Origin of the sequence: Hydrogenophaga sp. (genome assembly GCF_011772445.1) — a bacterium.
Taxonomy (GTDB): domain Bacteria; phylum Pseudomonadota; class Gammaproteobacteria; order Burkholderiales; family Burkholderiaceae_C; genus Hydrogenophaga.
Genome location: NZ_WVZN01000045.1, coordinates 100,677 through 123,452 on the forward strand (window position 1 = coordinate 100,677; position 22,776 = coordinate 123,452).

General features: G+C 71.0%; 21 protein-coding genes. 13 read left to right on the forward strand and 8 right to left on the reverse strand.

Features of this window, described 5'->3' with window-relative positions:
• Positions 1–97 precede the first annotated feature (97 nt).
• Positions 98–1,696 carry an MFS transporter gene (locus GTO19_RS18680; protein ID WP_291026349.1) on the reverse strand — a complete coding sequence of 533 codons (1,599 nt, stop codon included), beginning with the start codon at positions 1,694–1,696 and terminating at the stop codon, positions 98–100.
• 369 nt (positions 1,697–2,065) lie between these two features.
• Between GTO19_RS18680 and GTO19_RS18685 the strand changes: the two genes are divergently transcribed.
• From GTO19_RS18685 to GTO19_RS18700, 4 genes are read left to right on the forward strand one after another with little or no spacing between them, the layout of a single operon-like run.
• Positions 2,066–2,467: a GreA/GreB family elongation factor gene (locus tag GTO19_RS18685; protein ID WP_291023510.1), complete on the forward strand. Its 402-nt coding sequence runs from the start codon at positions 2,066–2,068 to the stop codon at positions 2,465–2,467.
• Positions 2,468–2,511: 44 nt separating this feature from the next.
• The gene (locus tag GTO19_RS18690) at positions 2,512–3,471 is read left to right on the forward strand and encodes a hypothetical protein (protein WP_291023513.1); all 960 of its coding nucleotides are present in this window, start codon (positions 2,512–2,514) and stop codon (positions 3,469–3,471) included.
• A 5-nt stretch (positions 3,472–3,476) separates the two neighbouring features.
• The gene (locus GTO19_RS18695) at positions 3,477–4,346 is read left to right on the forward strand and encodes a hypothetical protein (protein ID WP_291023515.1); all 870 of its coding nucleotides are present in this window, start codon (positions 3,477–3,479) and stop codon (positions 4,344–4,346) included.
• Between the two features lie 59 nt (positions 4,347–4,405).
• Complete coding sequence (locus tag GTO19_RS18700) at positions 4,406–5,050, forward strand: N-acetyltransferase (protein ID WP_291023518.1); 645 nt, start codon at positions 4,406–4,408, stop codon at positions 5,048–5,050.
• Here the strand turns inward: GTO19_RS18700 and GTO19_RS18705 are convergent.
• Entirely contained in the window at positions 4,981–6,258 is a 1,278-nt protein-coding gene (locus GTO19_RS18705; protein ID WP_291023520.1) for a cytochrome c, read from the reverse strand. The genes GTO19_RS18700 and GTO19_RS18705 overlap by 70 nt on opposite strands.
• Positions 6,255–6,977 (reverse strand): c-type cytochrome, encoded by a 723-nt coding sequence (locus tag GTO19_RS18710; protein ID WP_291023659.1) that lies wholly within the window; start codon positions 6,975–6,977, stop codon positions 6,255–6,257. Before GTO19_RS18710 ends, GTO19_RS18705 begins: the two co-directional genes overlap by 4 nt.
• Before the next feature lie 87 nt (positions 6,978–7,064).
• Here GTO19_RS18710 and GTO19_RS18715 point away from each other — a divergent pair, with 87 nt between their 5' ends.
• Positions 7,065–8,468, forward strand: a complete 1,404-nt coding sequence (locus tag GTO19_RS18715; RefSeq protein ID WP_291023523.1) for a PLP-dependent aminotransferase family protein — start codon at positions 7,065–7,067, stop codon at positions 8,466–8,468.
• 303 nt (positions 8,469–8,771) lie between these two features.
• Here GTO19_RS18715 and GTO19_RS18720 read toward each other — a convergent pair whose 3' ends face one another.
• Positions 8,772–9,107, reverse strand: coding sequence for a hypothetical protein (locus GTO19_RS18720; protein WP_291023525.1), 336 nt, complete (start codon positions 9,105–9,107; stop codon positions 8,772–8,774).
• A 163-nt stretch (positions 9,108–9,270) separates the two neighbouring features.
• Between GTO19_RS18720 and GTO19_RS18725 the strand changes: the two genes are divergently transcribed.
• From GTO19_RS18725 to GTO19_RS18750, 6 genes are read left to right on the forward strand one after another with little or no spacing between them, the layout of a single operon-like run.
• Positions 9,271–10,467 (forward strand): ROK family transcriptional regulator, encoded by a 1,197-nt coding sequence (locus GTO19_RS18725; RefSeq protein ID WP_291023528.1) that lies wholly within the window; start codon positions 9,271–9,273, stop codon positions 10,465–10,467.
• The gene (locus tag GTO19_RS18730; protein ID WP_291023530.1) at positions 10,464–11,957 is read left to right on the forward strand and encodes a sugar ABC transporter ATP-binding protein; all 1,494 of its coding nucleotides are present in this window, start codon (positions 10,464–10,466) and stop codon (positions 11,955–11,957) included. Before GTO19_RS18725 ends, GTO19_RS18730 begins: the two co-directional genes overlap by 4 nt.
• Positions 11,938–12,936: an ABC transporter permease gene (locus tag GTO19_RS18735; protein ID WP_291023533.1), complete on the forward strand. Its 999-nt coding sequence runs from the start codon at positions 11,938–11,940 to the stop codon at positions 12,934–12,936. The genes GTO19_RS18730 and GTO19_RS18735 overlap by 20 nt, the downstream gene beginning before the upstream one ends.
• Before the next feature lie 58 nt (positions 12,937–12,994).
• Complete coding sequence (locus GTO19_RS18740; RefSeq protein WP_291023534.1) at positions 12,995–13,957, forward strand: substrate-binding domain-containing protein; 963 nt, start codon at positions 12,995–12,997, stop codon at positions 13,955–13,957.
• 21 nt (positions 13,958–13,978) lie between these two features.
• Positions 13,979–15,037: a sugar phosphate isomerase/epimerase gene (locus GTO19_RS18745; RefSeq protein ID WP_291023536.1), complete on the forward strand. Its 1,059-nt coding sequence runs from the start codon at positions 13,979–13,981 to the stop codon at positions 15,035–15,037.
• On the forward strand, positions 15,034–16,170 hold the full coding sequence (locus tag GTO19_RS18750) for a Gfo/Idh/MocA family oxidoreductase (RefSeq protein ID WP_291023539.1): 1,137 nt from the start codon (positions 15,034–15,036) through the stop codon (positions 16,168–16,170). Before GTO19_RS18745 ends, GTO19_RS18750 begins: the two co-directional genes overlap by 4 nt.
• 7 nt (positions 16,171–16,177) lie before the next feature.
• Here GTO19_RS18750 and GTO19_RS18755 read toward each other — a convergent pair whose 3' ends face one another.
• From GTO19_RS18755 to GTO19_RS18770, 4 genes are read right to left on the reverse strand one after another with little or no spacing between them, the layout of a single operon-like run.
• Positions 16,178–16,846 carry an RraA family protein gene (locus GTO19_RS18755; RefSeq protein ID WP_291023541.1) on the reverse strand — a complete coding sequence of 223 codons (669 nt, stop codon included), beginning with the start codon at positions 16,844–16,846 and terminating at the stop codon, positions 16,178–16,180.
• A 3-nt stretch (positions 16,847–16,849) separates the two neighbouring features.
• Positions 16,850–18,040, reverse strand: coding sequence for an alpha-hydroxy acid oxidase (locus tag GTO19_RS18760; protein ID WP_291023543.1), 1,191 nt, complete (start codon positions 18,038–18,040; stop codon positions 16,850–16,852).
• Positions 18,037–18,957 (reverse strand): NAD(P)-dependent oxidoreductase, encoded by a 921-nt coding sequence (locus GTO19_RS18765; RefSeq protein ID WP_291023545.1) that lies wholly within the window; start codon positions 18,955–18,957, stop codon positions 18,037–18,039. The genes GTO19_RS18760 and GTO19_RS18765 overlap by 4 nt, the downstream gene beginning before the upstream one ends.
• A complete protein-coding gene (locus tag GTO19_RS18770) occupies positions 18,954–19,931 on the reverse strand; it encodes a tripartite tricarboxylate transporter substrate binding protein (protein WP_291023547.1) in 978 nt (325 codons plus the stop codon). The genes GTO19_RS18765 and GTO19_RS18770 overlap by 4 nt, the downstream gene beginning before the upstream one ends.
• Positions 19,932–20,081: 150 nt before the next feature.
• Between GTO19_RS18770 and GTO19_RS18775 the strand changes: the two genes are divergently transcribed.
• Positions 20,082–20,987: a LysR family transcriptional regulator gene (locus tag GTO19_RS18775; RefSeq protein ID WP_291023548.1), complete on the forward strand. Its 906-nt coding sequence runs from the start codon at positions 20,082–20,084 to the stop codon at positions 20,985–20,987.
• Between the two features lie 12 nt (positions 20,988–20,999).
• Positions 21,000–22,757, forward strand: coding sequence for a monovalent cation:proton antiporter-2 (CPA2) family protein (locus GTO19_RS18780; protein ID WP_291023550.1), 1,758 nt, complete (start codon positions 21,000–21,002; stop codon positions 22,755–22,757).
• Positions 22,758–22,776 lie beyond the last annotated feature (19 nt).

Here is a 22,776-nt window from a genome sequence, read left to right on the forward strand (position 1 = left end):
CTTGTCATCAAGGCCCTCGGAAACGAGGGCCTTTTTGTTTTTGCCGCCGCTTGCGGCGCCATCGTGCCTCCCTTGATTCGCGCCGCACCCGCGTCGCTCAAGCGCCCCTTACCGTCGTCTCCATCAGGCTGCGCGTGACCTTCGGCGGTTCCAGGCCGATGTGAAAGGCCAGGCGGCGATCACGCAACGCGACATCGGACGCCGTGGCGCGGTCGAAGCGGCGCAAGTGGTCCGTCCACGATTCGTCGACGATGACTTCAACGAAACGACCGGGCTCGTTGATGTCGTGCAGCAGCTCCCACGACAGAGCGCCCTGGCGCAAGCGGCTGCGCCGGCTCTCGTTGAACATCAGCTCGCGGAATTCGCGGGCGCGCGCCGGCTCGATCAGGTACTCGATGGTCAGCATGATGTGCCCCTGTTTCGGTGGCGACTCGATCACCGGCGCCGTGATCACACGCTTGGGCGTCAGGTCGTCCTCCTGTCCGCTGTCGGGCATCCAGCGGTTGGCCGCCGCCATGGCGAGCCAGCCGCTCACCGCCGCGATGCCCAGGCTGATGGGCAGGCTGGTCCAGGTGGCGATCTGCCCCCACAGGGCGGCACCGCTTGCGCTGGCGCCCATGATGGCCATCTGGTAGATCGACATGCCGCGCGCGCGCACCCAGTCGGGCAGGCCCATCTGGATGGACACGCTCAGCGTGTTGGCGGTGGTGATCCAGGCCGCGCCACCGAAGAACATGGCGGGCACCGCGACCCACACCCGATCGGTCATGGCCATCACCGCCATGGCCACCGCCTGCAGGATCGCGCCGCGCAGCACCAGCGCGTCGCGCGCGTAGTGGCGGCGCAGGCGCGGCAGGAAAGCCGTGGAGACGATGGCCCCCGCCCCCATGGAGGCGAGCAGCAGCGTGAAGGTGCCGGCGCCGCCGCCTTGCATGCCGCGCGCCAGCAGCGCGAGCAGGGCCAGCAAGGCGGTGGAGTGGAAAAAGAAGATCCAGATGCGCAGCAGCACGCCCTTGAGCAGGTAGGACTGCGACACGTACTGCCAGCCGACGCGCATGGCGGTGCTCAGTCGTTCACGGCCCAGGGGGTTGGGCTTGTGCTCGCGGTGCCAGCGCGCGATGAGCGCGGCCGCTGCCAGGGACAGCACGGCATTGAGCAGGAAGACCCACGCGCTGCCCGCGCCGGCGATCAGCGCGCCAGCCACCAGCGGTCCGATGATGCGCGAGGCGTTCATCGACACGCCGTTGAGCGCCAGCGCCGCGGGCAGTTGTTCGCGCGGCACCAGCTCGGGCACGATGGCGGAGAACACCGGCCAGCGCATCGCCAGGCCGATGCCATTGAGAAAGACGAGTGCCAGCAGCAGCGCGGGCGAGATGACGCCGAAGAAGACGAAGCCGCTGAGGATGGTGGCCACGACCGCCACCCACAGTTGCGTGACGAGGTAGTAACGCTTGCGGTCGAGGTTGTCGGCCAGCGCGCCGCTCGGCAGACCGAGGAGGAAGACCGGCAGCGTGGAGGCCGTCTGTACCAGCGCCACCCAGATCGGCGTGGTGGTCAGCGAGGTCATCATCCACGCCGCCGCCACGTCGTTCATCCACATGCACAGGTTGGCCACGAGCCAGGTGCTCCACAACATGCGGAACACGGGTAGCCGCAGCGGGGCGATGGGAGAGAGGCTGTTGTCGGTGGGGGGCATGCGTGAAGCGGCGGGCATGCTCGGCCAGTGGTCGAGAGGCTGAGCCTACCGCAGTTCAACCCCGCGCTCACGTGCGACATTGCGTGCACCGGTTTGACGCTCCTGCAGCCCCTGCCTAGACTCCCGCCCATGCCCACTTGCCAGATGCACGCCCACTCGCTGCGCGCCGCCGCGCGCGTGTTCGCGTGCGTGCGTCAGGATCAGGGCCAGTCCACGGCCCTGCGCGGCCACCGTCTGCTGGCCGCACATTCCTCCGCCCGGCGATAACCCTTCCCCCTCGAACGCACACCTTCATCGCCGGGCCCACCCAACCGGTGCGAGCCATGCCGTGAGCCCGTTCGGCACGCGGCGACCCGAAGGAGTGTTTTCATGTCTTCCATCGTATGGGGTGAGTGTCTGCTCACCGAACTGGACCACGCGCGCCTGAGCAAGCTGCAGGACGCCGCGCGTGGCACGGCCCTGGCGGCCCTGCTGGCCGAAGCCGACATCGTGCCCTCGCAGCGCGTACCGGCCGATGTGGTCACGATGTACTCGCAGGTGCTCGTGCGCGACCGGACCTCGGCGGAGGTGAGCAAGCTCACGCTGTGCTACCCGGCCGATGCTGAACCCGACACGGGCTTCATCTCCGTGCTGTCGCCCATGGGCGCCGCGCTCATCGGGCGACGCGTGGGCGAGCGCGTGCGCAGCGCGCTGCCTGCCGGGCAGGAACGTGAACTGGTGATCGAGTCCATCCTGTTCCAGCCCGAGGCCAGCGGCGACTACACGAGCTGACGGGAAGCACCCTCGCCGCGCTTGGCGCGGATGGAGCATCTGCCATGAAATTTTCTTCCCTCATCGCGGGGGGCGGCGTGCCCCTGCGCGAGTCAATGAACTCGCCCGCCCACGTGCGCGCGCACGATGTCCCCGCACCGCCCTGGCTGCTGGTGCTGACCACGCTGTCGGCGCTTACCGGCGGCCACCTCGCCAAGGTCGCGCGCACGGCGGCGGCCATGGGCGCCGGGTTGCGCCTGGCGTACTACGCTGGCAGCCGCCCCACGGGGCTGGTCGATCCACTGGCGCGGCTGGCGCAGCGCGCGCGCTTCGTTCGGCGCCTGCACGGCATCGCGGTCGAGGTGGTCGAACACGAGGTGCGCAGCAGCTACCAGTTGCTTCGCCTGACGCGCAAGGCCAGCCTCACCTGTCTGCTCGACGCCAACGAGCGGCCCCGCCGATCGCGCCTCGCCCCGGACCTGCAGTCGCTGCTGTTGCGCGAAGGGCAGGGGCCGTTGTGGGTGGTGAACGCCGCGGACGAGCCCGATGGCGCCCTGCTGTCGTGCTTCGCCCGCACCGCACCGCCGGAGCGCGAGCTGATGCACTGGGCGCGCGTGTTCGCCCAGGGGCGCACGGTGCAACTGGTGCATGTCCTGTCGACGTCGGCGCCACCGCCCGATGCGCGCGACGCGGTGGAGATGACCGTGTTCGACCACGTGTTCCGCCAGTTGCGCGTGCAGGCCTTCCAGGCGCTCGACACGCTGTCGGCCCCCTTGCGCGCGGCTGGTTGCGAGACGGCGATCGCCGTGCTGACGGGCGACATGAACGAGCGCCTGCGCCAGCACGTGCAGGCCGTGCGGCCGGGGCTGGTGCTCATCGGCCATCGCTGGCGGCCCTGGTCGGTGGGGGCCGCGCGCGAGCGTGTGCGCGCCATCGCCGAGCTGGGCGCCGACGCGCTGGTGGTGCCGCTGCCGCGCGGGTCCTGGTGGTCGTGGATCGCGCGGGCGATCGGCTGGCGGGGGTGATGGGCATGGAACTCTCCAAGGGCTTCGTGAAAGCCAAGAACCCCTGCGCGGACGGTTTCCGCTGGTTCCTGCGCCACCACCCGCAGGGCAACGACTACCAGCCCGTGCTCGACGCGTTGGTGGCTGACGGCCGCGTGGAGGACGCCTGCTGGCTGCTCGCGCAGTTCGGCCCCACGCACGCCGTGCTGCGGCTCGACTCGCTCTCGTGCGAGGCCATCGTGTTTGCGGGCGCGATCGAGGTGCGCGGTGACATCGACGCCGGCACCTTGGTGCGCGCCGGCCGCGGCATCCGCGCGAATGGTGCCATCCGGGCTGGCCGCGACGTGGTGGCGGGCGAAGCCATCGTGGCCGGTGGTGCCATCGAGGCCGTGTCCATCGACGCCGGTGGCGATCTGCAGGCCGCGTCGGTGCTCGCGGACGGCGCGGTGCGCGTGGGTGGCCAGTTGCGCTGCGCGCGCGAGTTGGTGTGCCGCCGCGATCTGGACGTCGTCGCGCAGGCCAGCGTGGGCGGCGTGCTGGTGGTGGATGGCGAGGTGCGCGTGGGCCGCAGCCTGCGTGTGCGCGATACCTTGCGCACCGGCGCCAGCGTGCGCGCCGTTGACGGCGTGCTGGTGGACGGCGCGATCGATTGCGGCGCGCACCTCGACGCGGGCTGGGGCATCAAGGCCGGCGGGCCCATCACCACGCGCGGCGCGATCCGCGCCGGCGAAAGCCTGAGCGCCGGGGGCGAAATCACCGCTGGCGCCGGCTACGGCGTGTACGCCGGCCTGTGCGTACAGCGTGAGGACTGGGCCAGCAGCGCGCGCGTGAGCGCGTCGGCACGGCCCGTCGATCTCCTGAGCGGTTGCTGGGTCGAACCGGTCGTGGAGGCCTGAGCGTGTCTGCGCTCGTCGCTCCAACGGGCTCCCTGTGGCCGCCCTGGAATCGCACCCCGATGGAACTGCGCATCGACGTGGAGTTGCCCGCCGAAGCCGTGGACGCCGACCTGCGCCGCCTGCAGCGGCGGCTGCGCACACCGGGTGACGCCTTGCACCGCTGCGCGACGCTGCCCTCGGGCCTGCCCGGCCTGGTGCTGCGCCACCGCGAGGCCGATGGCGAGCACTACGTCTACGTGCAGGACACCACGCTGGACCGGCTGGCCGGCGTCACCGTGTTCAACCGCCTGATCGAACTCGACCGGCGCGCCGACCGCGTGTTGCGCGGCCCGCACTCGCGTTATGCGCCGGCCTACCGGCGGCGCGGTGTGGCCAGCGCGGTCTACGGCTGGGCGCTGGACGCGGGCCTGTGCCTCATCAGCGGGCCGCGCCAGTCGCCCGGCGCGCACGCGCTGTGGCGCGCGCTGGCGCGGCGCCACCCGCTGGGCTTCGTCGCGCTGCGCGACAAGGCCCTGCACTGGCTCGGCAACGAGGTCGACACCGCGACCCTGGAGGACTTCCACACCCGCATGGTGCTGCTGGGCGCGGGCTGGGACCTGCCGCGCTTCCTGCGCGAATCGCGCTGCGCCGGCGATCAGCGGATCCTCTGCACCTCCAGCGGCAATACGCGCGAGGCCCGGTTGCTCCAGGCGCCGCGCACGTAGCTGGCCAGCGCCGCGATCTCCGCGTCCGACAGCTCCTGTCCGAACGGCGGCATGCCGTAGGGCGCGGGGTTGCCCGGCGTGGTGGGCGGGAAACCGCCGCCGATGATCACGCGCAGCAGGTTGGCGCTGGACGCCATGGTCACCGTGCGGTGACCGTCCAGCGAAGGGAACTCGGGCTCGGTGCTGAGGCCGTTCTCTCCATGGCACAGGGCGCACTTGGCGGCGTACAGGCGCTGGCCCAGCGCCAGCACCTGCGGCTCGGCGGATTCGGCGTCGGGCGCGGGTGGCTCCACCACGGGCAGCGATTGCAGGTACAGGCCCATCGATCGCAGGTCGGCTTCGCGCAGGTGACTCGTGCTGCCGGCCACCACCTCGGCCATCGGGCCCATCGCCGCGCCGCGCGCGCCGTGGCCGTCGCGCAGCAGGCGCACCACCTCGTCCAGCGGCCAGTCCTGCACGCCGGCTTCCTTCGGTGAGGCCAGAGAGGGCGCGTACCAGCCCTGCATGGGGATCTGCCCGCCGCTGAAGTCGGGCTTGTTCGCGGTGGCACCCAGCGCGTTGCGCGGCGCGTGGCAGGCCATGCAATGGCCCAGGCCCAGCGTCAGGTACGCGCCGCGGTTCCACTCGGCGGGCTGCGTGGTGTCCGGGCGGAAAGGCTCGGGCGAGAAGAACAGGCTGCGCCAGGCCACCAGCGCGGCCTGCGTGTCGTACGGAAAGCGCAGCGTGTGCGTGCGGTTGGGCTCGCGCACGGGCGGCAGACTCAGCAGGAACGCATGCAGCGCGTCGCTGTCCTCGCGTGTCACGCGGGCGTAGTCGGGGTAGGGGAAGGCGGGGTAGAGCAGGCGCCCGTCGCGCGACTGGCCGTGGTGCAGCGCGCGCCAGAAGTCGTCCGCGCTCCAGCGGCCGATGCCGGTTTCGGCGTCGGGCGTCAGGTTGGAGGCGTACACGGTGCCGAAGGGCGTGGCGATGCCTTTGCCTCCGGCGTAGGCCGCGCCGCCGCGTTCGGTGTGGCAGGCCGCGCAGTTGCCCGCGCGCGCCAGGTAGGCCCCGCGCTCCACGAGCCCGGCCGTGTGCGGCACGCTCGGGCCGGGCTCCACCGGGATCAACCGGGTGGCCTGCCACACCCACAGGGCCCCGGCGATCACCAGGACCAGCAGCAGGGCGGCGATGAGGCGAATGCCGGCGAGGCCGCGCGGGGGGTGTTTCATTTCAGCACCTCCGCGCTGCCGCAGCGCATCGGCCAGGGATCGGGCGCGGCGCTGGCGGGCGCGGCCCCACCCGTGACAGGTTGCGACGACAGCCACACCGCCATCGCGCTCACGTCGTCCGGGCTCAGGCGGCGTGCGATCTCGCCCATGCAGTCGGGCGCGCTGGCCTTGCGCAGGCCGTTGCGCCAGGCGCCGAACTGGCCCAGCAGGTAGTCGCGCGGCAGGCCCAGCAGGCCGGGCATGGCGGGCTGGATGCCCGTCATCGCGGCGCCATGGCACGAGGCGCAGGCCGGCACGCCCAGGGCCGCGTCGCCCACCCGCACGAGCTGTTCGCCTCGCGCCAGCACGGCGGGTGGCGCACCCGTGGTCTGCGGCGCGGGGTAGGGCAGGTCCAGCCCCGCGAAGTAGCCGGCGATGTCGCGCAGATAAGCGTCGGACATGTGCTCGACCAGATGGGCCATGGTCGCATTGATGCGCCGGCCCTCGCGGAAGTGCAGGAGCTGGTTGTAGAGGTAGCCCGCGGGCTTGCCCGCGATGCGCGGAAAGTAGCCCTGGTTGGTGGCGCGGCCGTCCTGGCCGTGGCAGGCCACGCAGGCCAGCATGCGGCGGGCCATCGGGTCCGCGGGCAGGGGGTCGGCCGCCTGGGCGGCCAGTGCGGGCAGCGCCAGCGCGGCGGCCAGCAGCAGGTGGGGAAGTCGGGGGAATCTCACACCCGACACTGTGCGCCAGGCCGGGCGCCGGCGGTAGAGGCAGATTGCGTTCAAATCGACCGGATCAGCCGAATCAGCGGCCGTTTCCCCCGACCCGTGACCATCAAATACGAAGCGCTCGCCAACGACATCGAGGCACTTATCGCCAGCGGCACGCTGGCCATTGGCGACCGCCTGCCCTCGGTGCGCGACACCGTGGCCAGCCGCGGCCTCAGCCCGGCCACCGTGTTCGAGGCCTACTACCGGCTGGAGGCGCGCGGCCTGGTCGAGGCGCGCCCGCGCGCGGGCTACTTCGTGAAGGCCGTGCCCGCCCCACGGGAAGAACCGCGCGGCGCGGACCCGGTCCCGGGCTCGCAGGACGTCGCCGTGAACGACGTGGTGCAGGCCGTGCTCGGTTCGGTGCGCGACCGCCAGGTCGCGCCCCTGGGCTCGGCCTTTCCCTCGCCCGAGCTGTTCCCGCTCGAGCGACTGGCGCGCGGCATGGGCGCGGCCATGCGCCGGCTCGACCCGCGCCAATTGCTGGAAGACCTCACGCCCGGCAACGCCGAACTGCGGCGCCAGATCGCCCTGCGCGGCGTGGCGCAGGGCCTGAGCATCGGCGTGGACGAGGTGGTCATCACCAGCGGCGCCATGGAGGCGCTCACGCTCGGCCTGCAGGCCGTCACCCAGCCCGGCGACGTGGTGGCCATCGAATCGCCCGCGTTCTACGGCTGCCTGCAGACGCTGGAGCGCTTGCGGCTCAAGGCGGTGGAAGTGGCCACGCACCCGCGCACCGGCGTGCAGGTCGATTCGCTGGCCGAGGTGCTGCGGCGCCACCCGGTGAAGGCCTGCTGGTTCATGCCCAGCTTTCAGAACCCGCTGGGCGCGCTCATGCCCGAGAACGCCAAGCGGGCCATGGTGGAGCTGCTGGCGCGCCACGAGGTGCCGCTGATCGAGGACGACGTGTACGCCGAGCTGTACTTCGGCGCGCAGCGTCCGCTGCCGGCCAAGGCCTGGGACCGGCACGGCGGCGTGATGCACTGCAGTTCGTTCTCCAAGTCGCTGGCGCCGGGGTATCGGGTGGGCTGGGTGTCGGCGGGGCGTTTCGCGCCGCAGGTGAACCGGCTCAAGTTCATGAGCACGCTGGGTGTGTCGGTGCCGGCGCAACTGGCGGTGCTGCATTTTCTGCAGCACGGCGCGTTCGACAAGCACCTGCGCCAACTGCGCACGGCGTTGGCGGCGCGGCAGCAGCGCGCCTTGCTGGGCATCGAGAAGTACTTTCCCGAAGGCACGCGCGTCACGCGGCCGGAGGGTGGGTACTTCCTGTGGGTGGAGCTGCCGGAGGCGGTGGACGCCATGGCTTTGCAGCAGGCGGCGCTGGCGCGGCACATCAGCCTGGCGCCGGGGCCCTTGTTTTCGGCCGACCGGCGCTTCCGTCACCACGTGCGATTGAACGTGGGACATCCGAGGGTTGAGCAACTCGACGCGGCGCTGAAGACGCTGGGGCGGTTGGTGGGGTGAGGTTTGCTGGGCTGCCTGGTTGGTGGTGGCCCGAGGCCACTGGGTGCCCGACTCCGCGAATGTCCCCCGCCAAGGGCTGCGCCCTTGGCTCCTCCTTTATTTCGCTGCGTCGGCCACCCAGTGTCCTCGGGCAGCCAGGTGCAGGCACACCAACACCTGTTGGCGTGCCACGGTGTGGGGGGATCGGGTGACAGGGCGCTCTGTGTAGCGAAATAAAGGAGGAGGGCGGCGCAGCCGCCCGGGGGACATTCGCGGAACAGAGCGCCCTGGCGCCCGATCCTCGCGTGGTCTCCGCCCGCAGTCTCAAGGAGACAGGACAGCCTGAAGCGCCTCGGGTACCGCCCGTTCCGGCAGCCGATGCAACTGCCCCACCGCCGCCAGAAACCCCTCCCGGTCCGCCCGCACCGGCCCCAGGTAACGCAGCACCCCCGCCGGCCACAGGATCGCCACGCTCGGAAACGCGGTGATCTCCAGCTCGTCCGCGTCCAGCCCCTCGTCTTCGATGTCCACCCAGCGCAGCGCCTCGGCGGGCAGGCCGTCGGCCACCTCGCGGAAGGCGCGGCACTGCGTGCACCACTCGGCGCACAGCACCACGATCGACACGTCCGGGGGCAGGGAGGGTGTGTTGCTGAGGTTCATGGGCAGACCGCGAGTATCCGATCGACCCGATACCCGCACGGGCTTGGCCCTCATTCGACCTTGTTTGGGTCAAAGTTCGGACTTTTCGGGCCGAATTCGACCCACTAGCATGCACCGCAATGCCAGCCCGGGCTCCCTCGGGGACAGGCAGAGGAGACAAGACGTGAGCTGGAAAGGCCTCAAGAACGGCGAAAAGACGCTGCTCGACCACGTGTTCTGGGCAAGCGGCATCTCGCGCGACGCGCTCGCCGCGGCGTCCTCGTTTTCCAAGAGCCGCGCCAACGCCGCCGTGGCCGAGCTGCTGGAACAGGGCCTGCTGGAGCCCACCGGCGAACTCGCCAGCACCGGCGGGCGCCGAGCCGAGACCCTGCGCCTGAGCCGCAGCCTGGGCGTGCTCATCGGCGTGGCCGTCGGCGCCACCGGCCTGGAGGTCGGCGTCCTCAGCCCCGACCTCAGCGTGCTCGCCCACCACAGCGAACCCGCCGACGTGCGCGACGGCCCCGTGCCCGTGCTCGCGCGCATCCGCGCGCTCATGCGCGAGCTGCTCGCGCAGTGCGGCGTGCTGCCGCGCCAGGTCATCGCCATCGGCATCGGCCTGCCCGGCCCGGTGGACTTCGACACCGGCCAACTCGTCAACCCGCCGCTCATGCCGCAGTGGGACGCCTACTCCATCCGCGACGACATCGCCACCGACTTCGCCGCGCCCGTGTTCGTGGACAACGACGTCAACGTGATGGCGCTGGGCGAGCTCTGGCGCATGCAGCGCAGCCTGCAGAACTTCCTCGTGGTGAAGGTGGGCACCGGCATCGGCTGCGGCGTGGTCTGCCACGGCCAGGTCTACCGCGGCGCCAACGGCTCGGCCGGTGACGTGGGCCACATCTGCGTGGTGCCCGAGGGCCCGCGCTGCCACTGCGGCAACCTGGGCTGCGTGGAGGCCATGGCCGCCGGCCCCGCCATCGCGCGCATGGCCACCGAGGCGGCCGAGGCCGGGCAGAGCCCGCTGCTCGCGCGCCTCATCGCCGAGCGCGGCCCGCTGCGCCTGCAGGACGTGGCCGAGGCCAGCCGCGCGGGCGACATGGCGGCCAACCAGGTGATGCAGCGATCCGGCGCGCTGGTGGGGCAGATGCTCGCCTCGGTGGTGAACTTCTTCAACCCCTCGCACGTGTTCATCGGCGGCGGCATCACGCGCGTGGGCCCGCTGTTCCTGGCCGCCGTGCGCCAGAGCGTGTACCACCGCTCGCTCGCGCTCTCCACGCGGCACCTGGAGATCCAGTACACGCCGCTGGGCGAGCGCGCCGGGCTGATCGGCGCGGGCGTGCTGGCCATGCAGGAAAGCCTGCGGCGGATGGAGGTGGCATGAGCGGCGTGCGCGTCGAACTGCGCGGCATCGTCAAGCGCTTCGGCCCGGTGCAGGTGCTGCACGGCGTCGACCTGGCTTTCGAGCCCGGGCGCATCGTCGGCCTGCTGGGCGAGAACGGCGCGGGCAAGTCCACGCTGATGAAGATCCTCGCGGGCTACGAAGCACCGAGCGAGGGCGACGTGATGGTCAACGGCCGCCTGGTGCGCTTCGACGGCCCGCGCGCCGCCGAGGCCGAGGGCATCGTGCTCATCCACCAGGAGTTCAACCTGGCCGAAGACCTCACCGTGGCGCAGAACATCTTCCTGGGCCACGAGAAGCGGAGTGGCTGGTGGCTGGACGACGCGGCCATGCGCGCCAGTGCGCGCGCGGTGCTCGACGAGGTGGGCCTGCACAAGGTGAACCCCGACACGCGCGTGCGCGAGCTCATCGTGGCCGAGCGCCAACTGGTGGAAATCGCCAAGGCCCTGTCGCGCCGCGCGCGCGTGCTCATCATGGACGAGCCCACCGCCACGCTCACGCCCAGCGAGACCGGCCGCCTGTTCGAACTCATGGCGCGCCTCAAGGCCGAGGGCGTCTGCGTCGTCTTCATCTCGCACAAGCTCGACGAGGTGGAACGCATCACCGATGAGGTGGTGGTGATGCGCGATGGCCGCGTCGTCGCCCGCGAACCCACCGCCGCCCTCACGCGAGCACAGATGGCGAACCTGATGGTGGGCCGCGAGCTGGCCGACCTCTACCCGCCGCGCCACGCCGTGCCGGCCGAGGCGCCCGTGCTGCTCTCGGTGCAGGGTCTGTGCGTGCCGGGCTGGGCCGACGACGTGAGCTTCGAGGTGCGCGCGGGCGAGGTCTTCGGCTTCGCGGGCCTGGTGGGCGCGGGGCGCACCGAGCTGTTCGAAGGCCTGCTGGGCCTGCGCGAGCGCACGGCGCGCGCGGTGGAGATCGCCGGCCGCGCGGTGCGCCCGCGCTCGCCGCGCGAGGCGGCCGACGCCGGCCTCACCTACCTCAGCGAAGACCGCAAGGGCCGTGGCCTGCACGTGCGCTTCGGCCTGCGCGAGAACCTCACTCTCATGGCGCTGCAACGCCACGCGCAACCCTGGCTCAAGCCCGCGAGCGAGGCCGCCGCGCTGGAGCAGGCCGTGCGCGACTTCGGCATCCGCACCGGCTCGCTCACCGTGCCGGCGGGCTCGCTCTCGGGCGGCAACCAGCAGAAGCTGGCGCTGGCCAAGGTGCTGCACCCCGGCCCGCGCGTGGTGGTGCTCGACGAGCCCACGCGCGGCGTGGACATCGGCGCCAAGCGCGAGATCTACGCGCTCATCCGCCGCCTGGCCGATGAAGGCCGCGCGGTGGTCGTGGTCTCGTCCGAACTCATGGAACTCATCGGCCTGTGCCACCGCGTGGCGGTGATGCGCGCGGGCCGCCTGCAGGCCACGCTGTCGGCCGAGCACCTCAACGAACAGGAGCTGATCGCCCATGCCACCGGAACGCACTGACCCCACCGCCGCCGCGCCCGCGGCGCGGCGCTGGCGCCTGCCGTCTTTCGGCCCGCTGCTGGGGCTGGTGCTGCTCTGCGTGGTGGGCACCTGGCTCAACAGCGAATTCGCCACCCTGCCCAACGCCATGAACGTGCTCACGCGCACCGCCTTCATCGGCATCATCGCCGTGGGCATGTGCTTCGTCATCATCTCCGGCGGCATCGACCTGTCGGTGGGCTCCATGGCCGCGCTCATCGCGGGCGTCACCATCCTGCTGATGAACAAGCTGGTGCCCCTGGGCTGGCCGCCCGTGGCCCTGGTGGTGGTCGGCATGGCCACGGCGGTGTTGCTGGGCGCGCTGTTCGGCTTCGCGCACGGCCTGCTCATCACGCGCGGTCGCATCGAGCCCTTCATCGTCACGCTGGGCACGCTCGGCATCTTCCGCGCCTACCTCACCTACTTCGCCGATGGCGGTGCGCTCGCGCTCGACAACGACCTGGCCGACGCCTACGGCCCGGTCTACTACGGCAGCCTGCTGGGCGTGCCCATCCCCGTGTGGGTCTTCGCGCTGGTGGCCATCGGCGGCGCGCTGCTGCTCAACCGCACGGCCTATGGTCGCTACGTGCAGGCCATCGGCTCCAACGAACAGGTGGCGCGCTACGCGGCGGTGGATGTGGACCGCACCAAGGTGCTCACCTACACCCTGCTCGGCGTGTGCGTGGGCATCGCCACGCTGCTCTACGTGCCCCGCCTGGGCTCGGCCTCGCCCACCACCGGCCTGCTGTGGGAGCTGGAGGCCATCGCCGCCGTCATCGTGGGCGGCACCGCCTTGCGCGGCGGCGCCGGCAGCATCGGTGGCACCGTGGTCGGCGCCATCCTGCTCTCGGTCATCAGCAACATCCTCAACCTCACCAGCATCATCAGCGTGTACCTCAACGCGGCGGTGCAGGGCTTCGTGATCATCGCCGTCGCATTCATGCAGCGGCGGCGTCCCTAGGGCTTGAAACAAGGCCCTCCTTTTCTCTGTCAGCAACACCACCCTCAAGGAGACAAGCATGAAGAACCGCATCCGTCTGCACGCGCTGGCCGCCGTGGCCGCCATCGGCCTGGCCAGCCCGCTGCTGGCGCAGGCCCAGAACAAGGTGAACCTGGGCGTGGCCATCCCGGCCGCCACCCACAGCTTCGCCGCCGGCCTGGTGTACTGGGCCAACGAGGCGAAGAAGGAGCTCGAGAAGGACCCCGACATCAAGGTCACCATCAAGACCGCCAGCGGCGCGCCCGAACAGGCCAACCAGCTGCAGGACCTGGTGACGGCGACCAAGATCGACTCGCTGGTCATCCTGCCCTTCGAATCGGCGGCGCTCACGCGCCCGGTGCAGCAGGTCAAGGCCAAGGGCGTGTACGTCACGGTGGTCGACCGCGGCCTCACCGACACCAGCGCGCAGGACGCCTATGTCTCGGGCGACAACACCGCCTTCGGCAAGGTGCCGGCCGAGTACCTGGCCAAGTTCCTCAACGGCAAGGGCAACATCGTCGCGCTGCGCGGCATTCCCACCACCATCGACAACGAGCGCATGGACGCGTTCACGGCGGTGATGAAGAACCACCCCGGCATCAAGATCCTGGACGCCAAACACGGCAACTGGAACCGCGACGACGCCTTCAAGGTGATGCAGGACTTCCTCACGCGCTTCAAGGACATCGACGCCGTCTGGGCCGCCGACGACGACATGGCCTTCGGCGTGCTGCGCGCCATCGAGCAGGCCAAACGCAAGGACATCAAGATCGTCTTCGGCGGCGCCGGCGCCAAGTCCATGATCAAGACGCTCATGGACGGCAGCAACCCCCTGATCCAGGCCAACGTGTCCTACTCGCCCAAGTTCCTCTACGAGGCGATCAAGATGACCGCGCTGGCGCGCAAGAAGGGCGAGAAGCTGCCGGCCTCGACCATCGTGCCTTCGGTGCTCATCACGAAGCAGAACGCCAAGGACTTCTACTTCCCCGACTCGCCGTTCTGAACGCGCGCCAGGACGACCCGCATGAAAACGATTCAAGGCCCCGGGATCTTCCTGGCCCAGTTCATCGGCGCGGCCGCGCCCTTCAACACGCTGGAGGGACTGGCCGGCTGGGCCGCTTCGCTGGGCTACAAGGGGGTGCAGATCCCCACCAGCGACGCGCACATCTTCGACCTCAGGCGCGCCGCCGAGAGCGACACGTACTGCGACGAGGTGAAGGGCGTCCTCGCCGCGCACGGCCTGCAGGTCACGGAGCTGTCCACCCACCTGCAGGGCCAGCTGCTCTGCGTGCACCCGGCCTACGACCTGCAGTTCGACGCCTTTGCGGCGCCCGAGGTGCGCGGCAACCCCGCCGCGCGCACACAGTGGGCGCACGAGCAACTGCTGCTCGCGGCCCAGGCCTCCAAGCGGCTCGGCCTCAAGGCCCACGCCTCCTTCTCGGGCGCGCTGGCCTGGCCCTACCTGTATCCCTGGCCGCAACGCCCGCCTGGCCTGGTGGAGGCCGCCTTCACCGAACTCGCCAGACGCTGGCGCCCCGTGCTCGACGCCTTCGACGACGCGGGCGTGGACGTCTGCTACGAACTGCACCCCGGCGAGGACCTGCACGACGGCGTCACCTTCGAGCGCTTCCTTGATGCGGTGGGCCAGCACCCGCGCGCCACCATCCTCTACGACCCCAGCCACTTCGTGCTGCAGCAACTCGACTACCTCGCCTTCATCGACCACTACCACGAGCGCATCCGCGCCTTTCACGTGAAGGACGCCGAGTTCCGCCCCAACGGCAAACAGGGCGTTTACGGCGGTTTCTCGAACTGGATCGACCGCGCGGGGCGCTTTCGTTCGCTGGGTGACGGGCAGGTGGACTTCAAGGCCATCTTCTCGAAGATGGCGCAATACGACTACGCGGGCTGGGCGGTGCTCGAATGGGAGTGCTGCCTCAAGCACCCCGAGGACGGCGCGCGCGAAGGCGCCAGCTTCATCCGCGAGCACATCATCCGCGTGGCCGACCGCGCCTTCGACGACTTCGCCGCCAGCGCGGGCGATGCGAAGACGCTGTCCACCTTGCTGGGCCTGAACCGATGAGCGACGAGCGCAGCACACGGCGCATCCGCCTGGGCATGGTCGGCGGTGGCGAGGGCAGCTTCATTGGTGCCGCGCACCGCATCGCCGCGCGCCTCGACGACCAGTTCGAACTCGTGGCCGGGGCCTTGTCGTCGACACCCGTGCGCGCGCACGCCAGCGCCGCCGCGCTGCACATCGCGCCCGATCGCAGCTACGCCGACTACGCCGAGATGGCGCGTGCCGAGGCGCAGCGCCCCGACGGCATCGACGCGGTCGCCATCGTCACGCCCAACCACCTGCACGTGCCCGTGGCGCGCGCCTTCGCGGAGCAGGGCATTCACATCATTTGCGACAAGCCCCTGGCCACCTCGCTGGCCGAAGCCGAGGCGCTGGCGCAGCGCGTGCGCGAGCGCGGCCTGCTGTTCCTGCTCACGCACACCTACAGCGGCTACCCCATGGTGCGCCAGGCGCGCGAACTCGTGGCCGACGGCGCCATCGGCGACATCCGCATCGTGCAGGTGGAGTACGTGCAGGACTGGCTGGGCGAGCCCATCGAACAGCAGGGCAACAAGCAGGCCGCGTGGCGCAACGACCCGCTGCAAGCCGGCCCGGCCGGCGCCCTGGGCGACATCGGCACACACGCCTACCACCTGGCCGGCTACGTGAGCGGCCTGCGCCTGAGCGAACTCGCGGCGGAACTGAGCACCTTCGTGCCTGGACGCGCGCTGGATGACCACGTGCAGGTGATGCTGCGCTACGAAGGCGGCGCGCGCGGCATGTTGTGGGCCAGCCAGGTGGCCAGCGGCAGCCGTAACGGCCTGCGCCTGCGCGTGTACGGCAGCACTGGCTCGCTGCAGTTCGATCAGGAGAAGCCCGAGGAGCTCTGGCTCACGCGGCCGGGGCAACCCTCGCAGTGCCTCTACCGCGGCGTGCCCGCCGGGCCGGGCGGCCTCGCGGTGCCGCACCGCATTCCCTCGGGCCACCCCGAGGGCTACCTCGAGGCCTTCGCCCAGCTCTACCGCGACTTCGCGCGCGCCTGGCGCGGTGAGGCCGATGTGGCTTTGCCGGGACTGGACGATGGACTGGCGGGCATGGCCTTCATCGAGGCCGTGCTGCGCAGCCATCGGGAGGGCATGGGCTGGGTGCGGTTGTGAGGGCGGCTCAGCCCTTGAACCCGATCCGCGCCAGCGTCTGATCGATCCAGGCCGTCTCGAGCCGACCCTCGGCGATCTGTTTCAGCGTCACCTGCTCGGCCTGTGACTTCTTCTGCGCGGCCTCCAGCACGCTCGCCGCCTCGTCCCGCGGCACGCACAGCACGCCATCGGCGTCGCCGATGACCAGGTCGCCCGGGTGGATCACCATGCCGTCGATGGCGATGGGCACGTTGATCTCGCCCGGGCCGTCCTTGTAGGGGCCGCGGTGCGTCACGCCCGCGGCGAACACGGGCAGGGCGCCCGCGCCGATCACGTCGAGGTCGCGGATGGCGCCGTTGATGACGAAGCCGGCGATGCCACGCGCGATCGCGTAGGTGGTCATCAGCTCACCGATCAGGGCGTTGCTGAGGTCACCGCCACCGTCGACCACGATCACGTCGCCGGGCTGCGCGATCTCCAGCGCCTTGTGGATCATGAGGTTGTCGCCGGGCCGCGTTTTCACGGTGATGGCGGGCGCCGACAGGCGCGTCTCGCGGCTCAGCGGGCGCAGGCGCGCGCCGGCCGCGGTCATGCGGGTCATGCAGTCGCTCACGTTGGCGACGGGCACGCCGCGGAAAGCCTCGACGAGGTCGGGCGCGACGCGGTGGGTGAGGGGGAAGATGCGCAGTCCGAGCATGGTTCAGTGTCCTTGGGCGGGAATCAGGTGGCTGGGGTCCAGCTCGTCGGGCCGCAGCACGCCCATCAGGGCCATGTTGCGGGAGACCTCCGAACGCAGCAGGTCGATGGCGCGCAGCGCGCCGGCTTCGCCAGCCACGGCGGCGGCGAAGGCGAAGGGGCGGCCGACGAAGACGAAGCGCGCGCCCAGGGCCAGGGCCTTGAGCACGTCGCTGCCGCGGCGCACGCCGCTGTCCAGCATCACGGGGATGTCGGGGCAGGCCTCGACGATGCGCGGCAGCACCGCCAGCGGCGCGGCGGCGCCGTCGAGCTGGCGCCCGCCGTGGTTGCTCACGATCACGCCGTTGCAGCCCTCGTCGGCCGCGCGCCGCGCGTCGCGCGCATCGAGCACGCCCTTCACCACGATCTCGCCGCTCCACACGCGGCGGATCATCTGCAGGTGCCGCCAGTTGAGGTGGCCGCGGTCGGAGAGGTTGCGCTCCACGTTGGGCGAGAGGATGGGCGCGCCACGCGTCGCGTAGCTGTTCTCGAAGTGCGGCATGCCGTGCTGCACCAGCGTGCGCAGGAAGGTGCCGAACAGCCAGCGCGGGTGCGTGATGCCCTGCCAGGCCAGGCGCGGCCCGGGCCGCACGGGGATGGTGAAACCCGCGCGCAGGTTGCTTTCGCGGTTGGCGGCGGCGGGCGTGTCCAGCGTGATCACGAGCGTGCGAAAGCCCGCGGCCTTCACGCGGTCCAGCAGCGCGAGGATGCCCGCGTCGTCGCCCGGCAGGTAGGCCTGGAACCAGGCGTCGGGGTTCACCGCGATCACCTCTTCCATCCGGATCAGCGAGGAGCCGCTGAGCACGAAGGGAATGTTCTCGCGCCGCGCGGCCTGGGCGATGACGAGGTCGCCCCGGTAGGCCGAGAGCGCGGCCAGGCCCATGGGCGCCACGCCGAAGGGCGTGGCCCAACGGCGGCCACACAATTCGACGCCCATGTCGCGCGGCGTGATGTCCACCAGCACGCGCGGCACCATCTGCCAGGCCTGGAAGGCGTCGCGGTTGGCGCGGAAGGACTGGTTGGTCTCGGCCGCGCCGGCCACGTAGCCGAACACGGGGCGGGGCAAGTGGCGGCGCGCTTCGTTCTCGAAATCGTCGAGGCACAGCACGCGCTGCAGCCACCGGGGGGCGGCTGGCGCGTCGGGGAGTCGGCTCATGCTCTGGGCTCGCGGTGCTCAGGCAGCGGCTTGCCGGACAGCGCCTGCACCTGCAGCGCGAGCGCGGCCCAGTCCCAGTCGGCGCGGCCGCCTTCGCACAGGGTGTTCAACAGTTGTTCGGCCAGCGCGGCGGTGGGCAGCACGGTGCCGGTGCCTTGCGCGCCCTGCAGCGCCAGGCGCAGGTCCTTGCGCATCAGCACCGCGCGAAAGCCCGGCGTGAACTGCTTCGCCGCGATGCGCGGGGCGTGCTTCTCCAGCGAGAAGCTGCGCGCGGCGCCGCCCAGCAGGGCCTCGCGCATCTGCGCCAGGTCCACGCCCTCGGCCTGTGCCAGCGCGATGGCGTCGGCCACGCCCAGCAGCGCACCGGCCACGGCCACCTGGTTGCAGGCCTTCACCACCTGGCCCGCGCCCACGCCGCCCACGTGCAGCACGCTCTTGCAGAAGGCGCCCAGCGCTTCGCGGCAGGCCTCCACGGCGGCGGTCTCTCCGCCCACCATGCAGCTCAGCACGCCATCGGCCGCGCCCTGCTGGCCGCCGCTCACGGGTGCGTCGACGAAGGCGATGCCGCGCGCCGCGAGCGCGCCCGCGAACTCGCGCGCCGAGGCGGCGGCGATGGTGCTGGTGTCCACCACCACGCTGCCCGCCGCCAGGCCGTGCACCAGGCCGTCGTCGCCGAACAGCACCTCGCGCACCACCGCGTCGTCGGGCAGGCTGAGGAACACGATGGCGCTGCCCCGGCCCACGTCGGCCGAGGAGCTGCCCGCCGTGGCGCCCAGGTCCACCAGGGCCTGCACGGCGTGCGCCTCGCGCGCGAAGACCTTCAGCGGGTGGCCTTTGCGCAGCAGGCAGCCGGCCATGCCGGCGCCCATGGCACCCAGGCCGATGAAGCCGAGCGTTGAACCGGGCGCGCGACTCATTTGCCGATGGCCTTGCCGATGAGGTCCACGGCGGAGACGATTTCGGCCTGGAAGGCTGCGCCGTCGGCGTAGTCCTGCGTCAGACCCGACTTGGCCACGTAGTCCTTCCAGCCCGGCGTCTGCATGGCCTTGTGGAAAGCGTCGTGCAGGTAACGCTTGATGGGCTCGGGCAGATTCGCCGGCGCCATCAGGCCCTTCATGTTGTCCAGCGCCACGGGCACACCCAGTTCGGTCATGGTGGGCACCTCGGGCAGGGCCGGCAGGCGCGAGCGCGAGAACAGCGCCAGCGGGCGCACGCGGCCCGCGTCGATCATGGGCTTCATCTCCTCGTAGGCGCCGAAGGCACTGTCCACCTGGCCCGCGAGCAGAGCGGTCATCGAGTCGGCTGCGCCGCGGTAGGGCACGTGCAGCAGCTTCAGGCCGGCGGCCTTCTCGAACACGATGCCGGTGGCGTGGAAGATGCCGCCTTCGCCGGTGGAACCATAGGAGACCTTCTCGGGCGCCTTCTTCGCCTCGGCGATGAGCGCCTTCATGTCGGCGAAGGGCGAGTCGGCGCGCACGGCCAGGATGCTGGGCGCGCGCGAGACCTTGATGATGGGCGTGAAAGACTTGCGCGAGTCGTAGTTGAGCGGGCGGAAATGGCCGACCGAGGTGGTCTCGCTGCCGCCGCCCACGAACACGGTGGTGCCGTCGGGCTTGGCGTCGGCCGTGGCCTGCGCGGCGATGGCGCCGGCCGCGCCCACGCGGTTGTTCACCACCACCGGCACGGGGATGATGTCCTTGGCTGCGTAGGAGAGCTGGCGCGCGATCTGGTCGGCCGAGCCGCCGGGCGCGAAGCCCACGAGGATGGTGATGGGCTGCGTGGGCTGCCAGGCCTGGGCGCGCGCGGCCAATGGCAGGGCGGACAGGCCCAGCGCCGCGCCGGCGGCGCCCACGAGGTGGCGGCGTGTCAGGCCTTGGGGATCGGAACTCATGCGCTGTCTCCTTCTGTTGTGGGGCCGCGAGCGGCAAGCGCTCGGCTGGGTCAGGGGCGCATTCTGGGAAACTGACTTGTGGATGAAAAGCGATATATTTCGATGTCGCTCGTTCACCTTTTTTCAACGCCACATTGTGCGGCCGCGGCCATGACGCTCAAGCAGCTCGAAGCCTTCTACTGGGCCGCCACCGCCGCGAGCTTCCTTGTCGCCGCGCAGCGCCTGCACATCTCGCAGTCCACCCTGTCCAAACGCATCGGCGAACTCGAATCGCAACTGCGCACCGCGCTGTTCAACCGCAGCGGCCACCGCGCCGCCCTCACCGAGGCGGGCGAGCAGTTGCTCCCCCTGGCGCGGCGCATGCTCGAGCTGTCCGAGGACATGCGCGATCAAATCGCGCTGGGCGGCGGCCTGCGCGGGCACTGCCGCTTCGGTGTCGGCGAACTCGCGGCCCTGACCTGGCTGCCGGACCTGGTGGCGCACGCCGCCGCGAAGTACCCCGAGCTGCGACTGGAGCCCTGTGTGGACCTCGGCACGGCGCTGGAGCAGCGCCTGGAAAGCGGCGAACTCGATTTCGCCGTGGTGGCTGGCCACTCCACGCGCGGCGCCATCGCCAGCGAGGCCATTGCCCACGTGCGCTTTTGCTGGGCTGCCTCGCCCGCGCTGGTGGGGCGCCAGCGCGCGGTGAACGCGGCGCTGCTGGAGCGTCACGCGCTCATCACCCAGCCCGGCGCGGCGGGGCCCACGCGCATGCTGGAACAATGGCTCGCGCTCAATGGCCTGCAGGCGCCGCGCCGGCTGGTGTGCAACAACCTCTCGGCCATCGCCAGCCTCATCGCCTCGGGCGTGGGCATTGGCCTGTACCCTCGCGCCTGGCTGCGCCGCATGAAGACCCGGGGCGTGGTGGTGGAGCTGCGCGGCGATCGGCCCTTGCCTGAATTGCAGTACACCTTCCAGCACCGGCGCGACGACCACCGCGCGCTGCTCACGCGCCTGCGCGAGCTGGTGGGCGAGACGGTGAATTTCGACAAGTCCGGCCCTTTGTGGGGCGCCTGAAGGAGACCGGCCATGGCCGCTGAAGCAAGTTCCGATCTGATCCCCGTCGTCATGCTGCTGGGCGCGGCCGTGGTGGCCGTGCCGCTGTTCAAGCGCATCGGCCTGGGCTCGGTGCTCGGCTACCTGGCGGCGGGCCTGGCCATCGGCCCCTTCGGTCTGGGCTGGTTCAGCGACCCGCAGACCATCATCCACACCGCCGAACTCGGTGTGGTCATGTTTCTCTTCGTCATCGGCCTGGAGATGCAGCCCTCGCACCTGTGGGCGCTGCGCCGCGCCATCTTCGGCCTGGGCAGCCTGCAGGTGCTGGTGTGCGGGGCCCTGCTCACGCTGGTGGGCGTGGCCTTCGGCTTTTCCTGGACGGTGTCCTTCATCAGCGCCATGGGCTTCGTGCTCACGTCCACCGCCATCGTGATGCAACTGCTGGGCGAGCGCGGCGACATCGCCACGCCGCGCGGGCAGAAGATCGTCTCCATCCTGCTGTTCGAGGACCTGCTCATCGTGCCGCTGCTGGCCGTGGTGGCCTTCCTCTCGCCGGACGCGGCGGCCGAGGTGTCGGGCACCTCGCGCTGGGTGTCGGTGGGCATCGGCGCGGGCTCGATCGCGCTGCTGGTGGCGGTGGGGGTCTGGCTGCTCAACCCGCTGTTCCGCGTGCTGGCCAACGCCCACGCGCGCGAGGTGATGACCGCCGCCGCGCTGCTGGTGGTGCTGGGCGCGGCGCTGCTCATGCAATTGGGCGGCCTGTCCATGGCCATGGGCGCCTTCCTCGCGGGCGTGCTGTTGTCCGAGTCCACCTTCCGCCACCAGCTCGAGGCCGACATCGAGCCCTTTCGCGGCCTGCTGCTGGGCCTGTTCTTCCTTGGCGTGGGCATGTCGCTGGACCTGTCGGCCGTGGCGCAGCACTGGGCGCTCATCGTGGCCGGTGTGCTCTCGCTGATGGTGGTGAAGGCGCTGGGCATCTACGTCGTTGCGCGCCTTACCCACAGCGCGCACGAAGACGCGTTGGACCGCGCGGTGCTGATGGCGCAGGGCGGCGAGTTCGCTTTCGTGCTGTTCGCGGCCGCGCTCGCGGGCCGTGTGATCGATCCGGTGGTCAACGCCAACATGACGGCCATCGTGGTGCTGTCGATGGCGCTTACGCCGCTGGCCGTGCTCGCATTGCAGCGCTGGGCGCCGCGCGTGTCGCCGTCCACCGCCGGCGCGCCAGTGCCCGACCACGAGGCCGGTGCCGTGCTCATCATCGGCCTCGGCCGCGTGGGCCAGATCGCCAGCCAGAACCTGCTGCTGCTGGGCGCCGAGATCACCATCATCGACGCCGACCCGCAGCTCGCGCGCGAGGCCGAGCACTTCGGCTTCAAGGTGTATTACGGTGACGGCACGCGGCTGGACATCCTGCACGCGGCGGGCGCGGGAACCGCGAAGGTGATTCTCGTCTGCGTGGACGAGGCCAGCGCCGCCACGCAGATCGTGCAGCAATGCAAACACGCGTTCCCGCAGGCGCGGGTCATCGCACGCTCCTTCGACCGCGAGCACGCGGCCACGCTGGTGAAGGCCGGTGCCGACGTGCAGGTGCGCGAGACCTTCGAGTCCGCGATGGTGATGGGCCGCGAGGCCATGCTCGCGCTGGGCACCGAGCCAGCGGCGGTGGAGGCGATCGTGACCGACATCCGGCGACGCGACGCCGAGCGCTTCCAGATGGAGCTCGACGGCGGCGGCCTGGTGGCGGGGCGGCCGATGATCCTGGGGAACCTGCGCGGGTGGAAGGGGCGGTAAGGCGGGGACGCCCATGGCT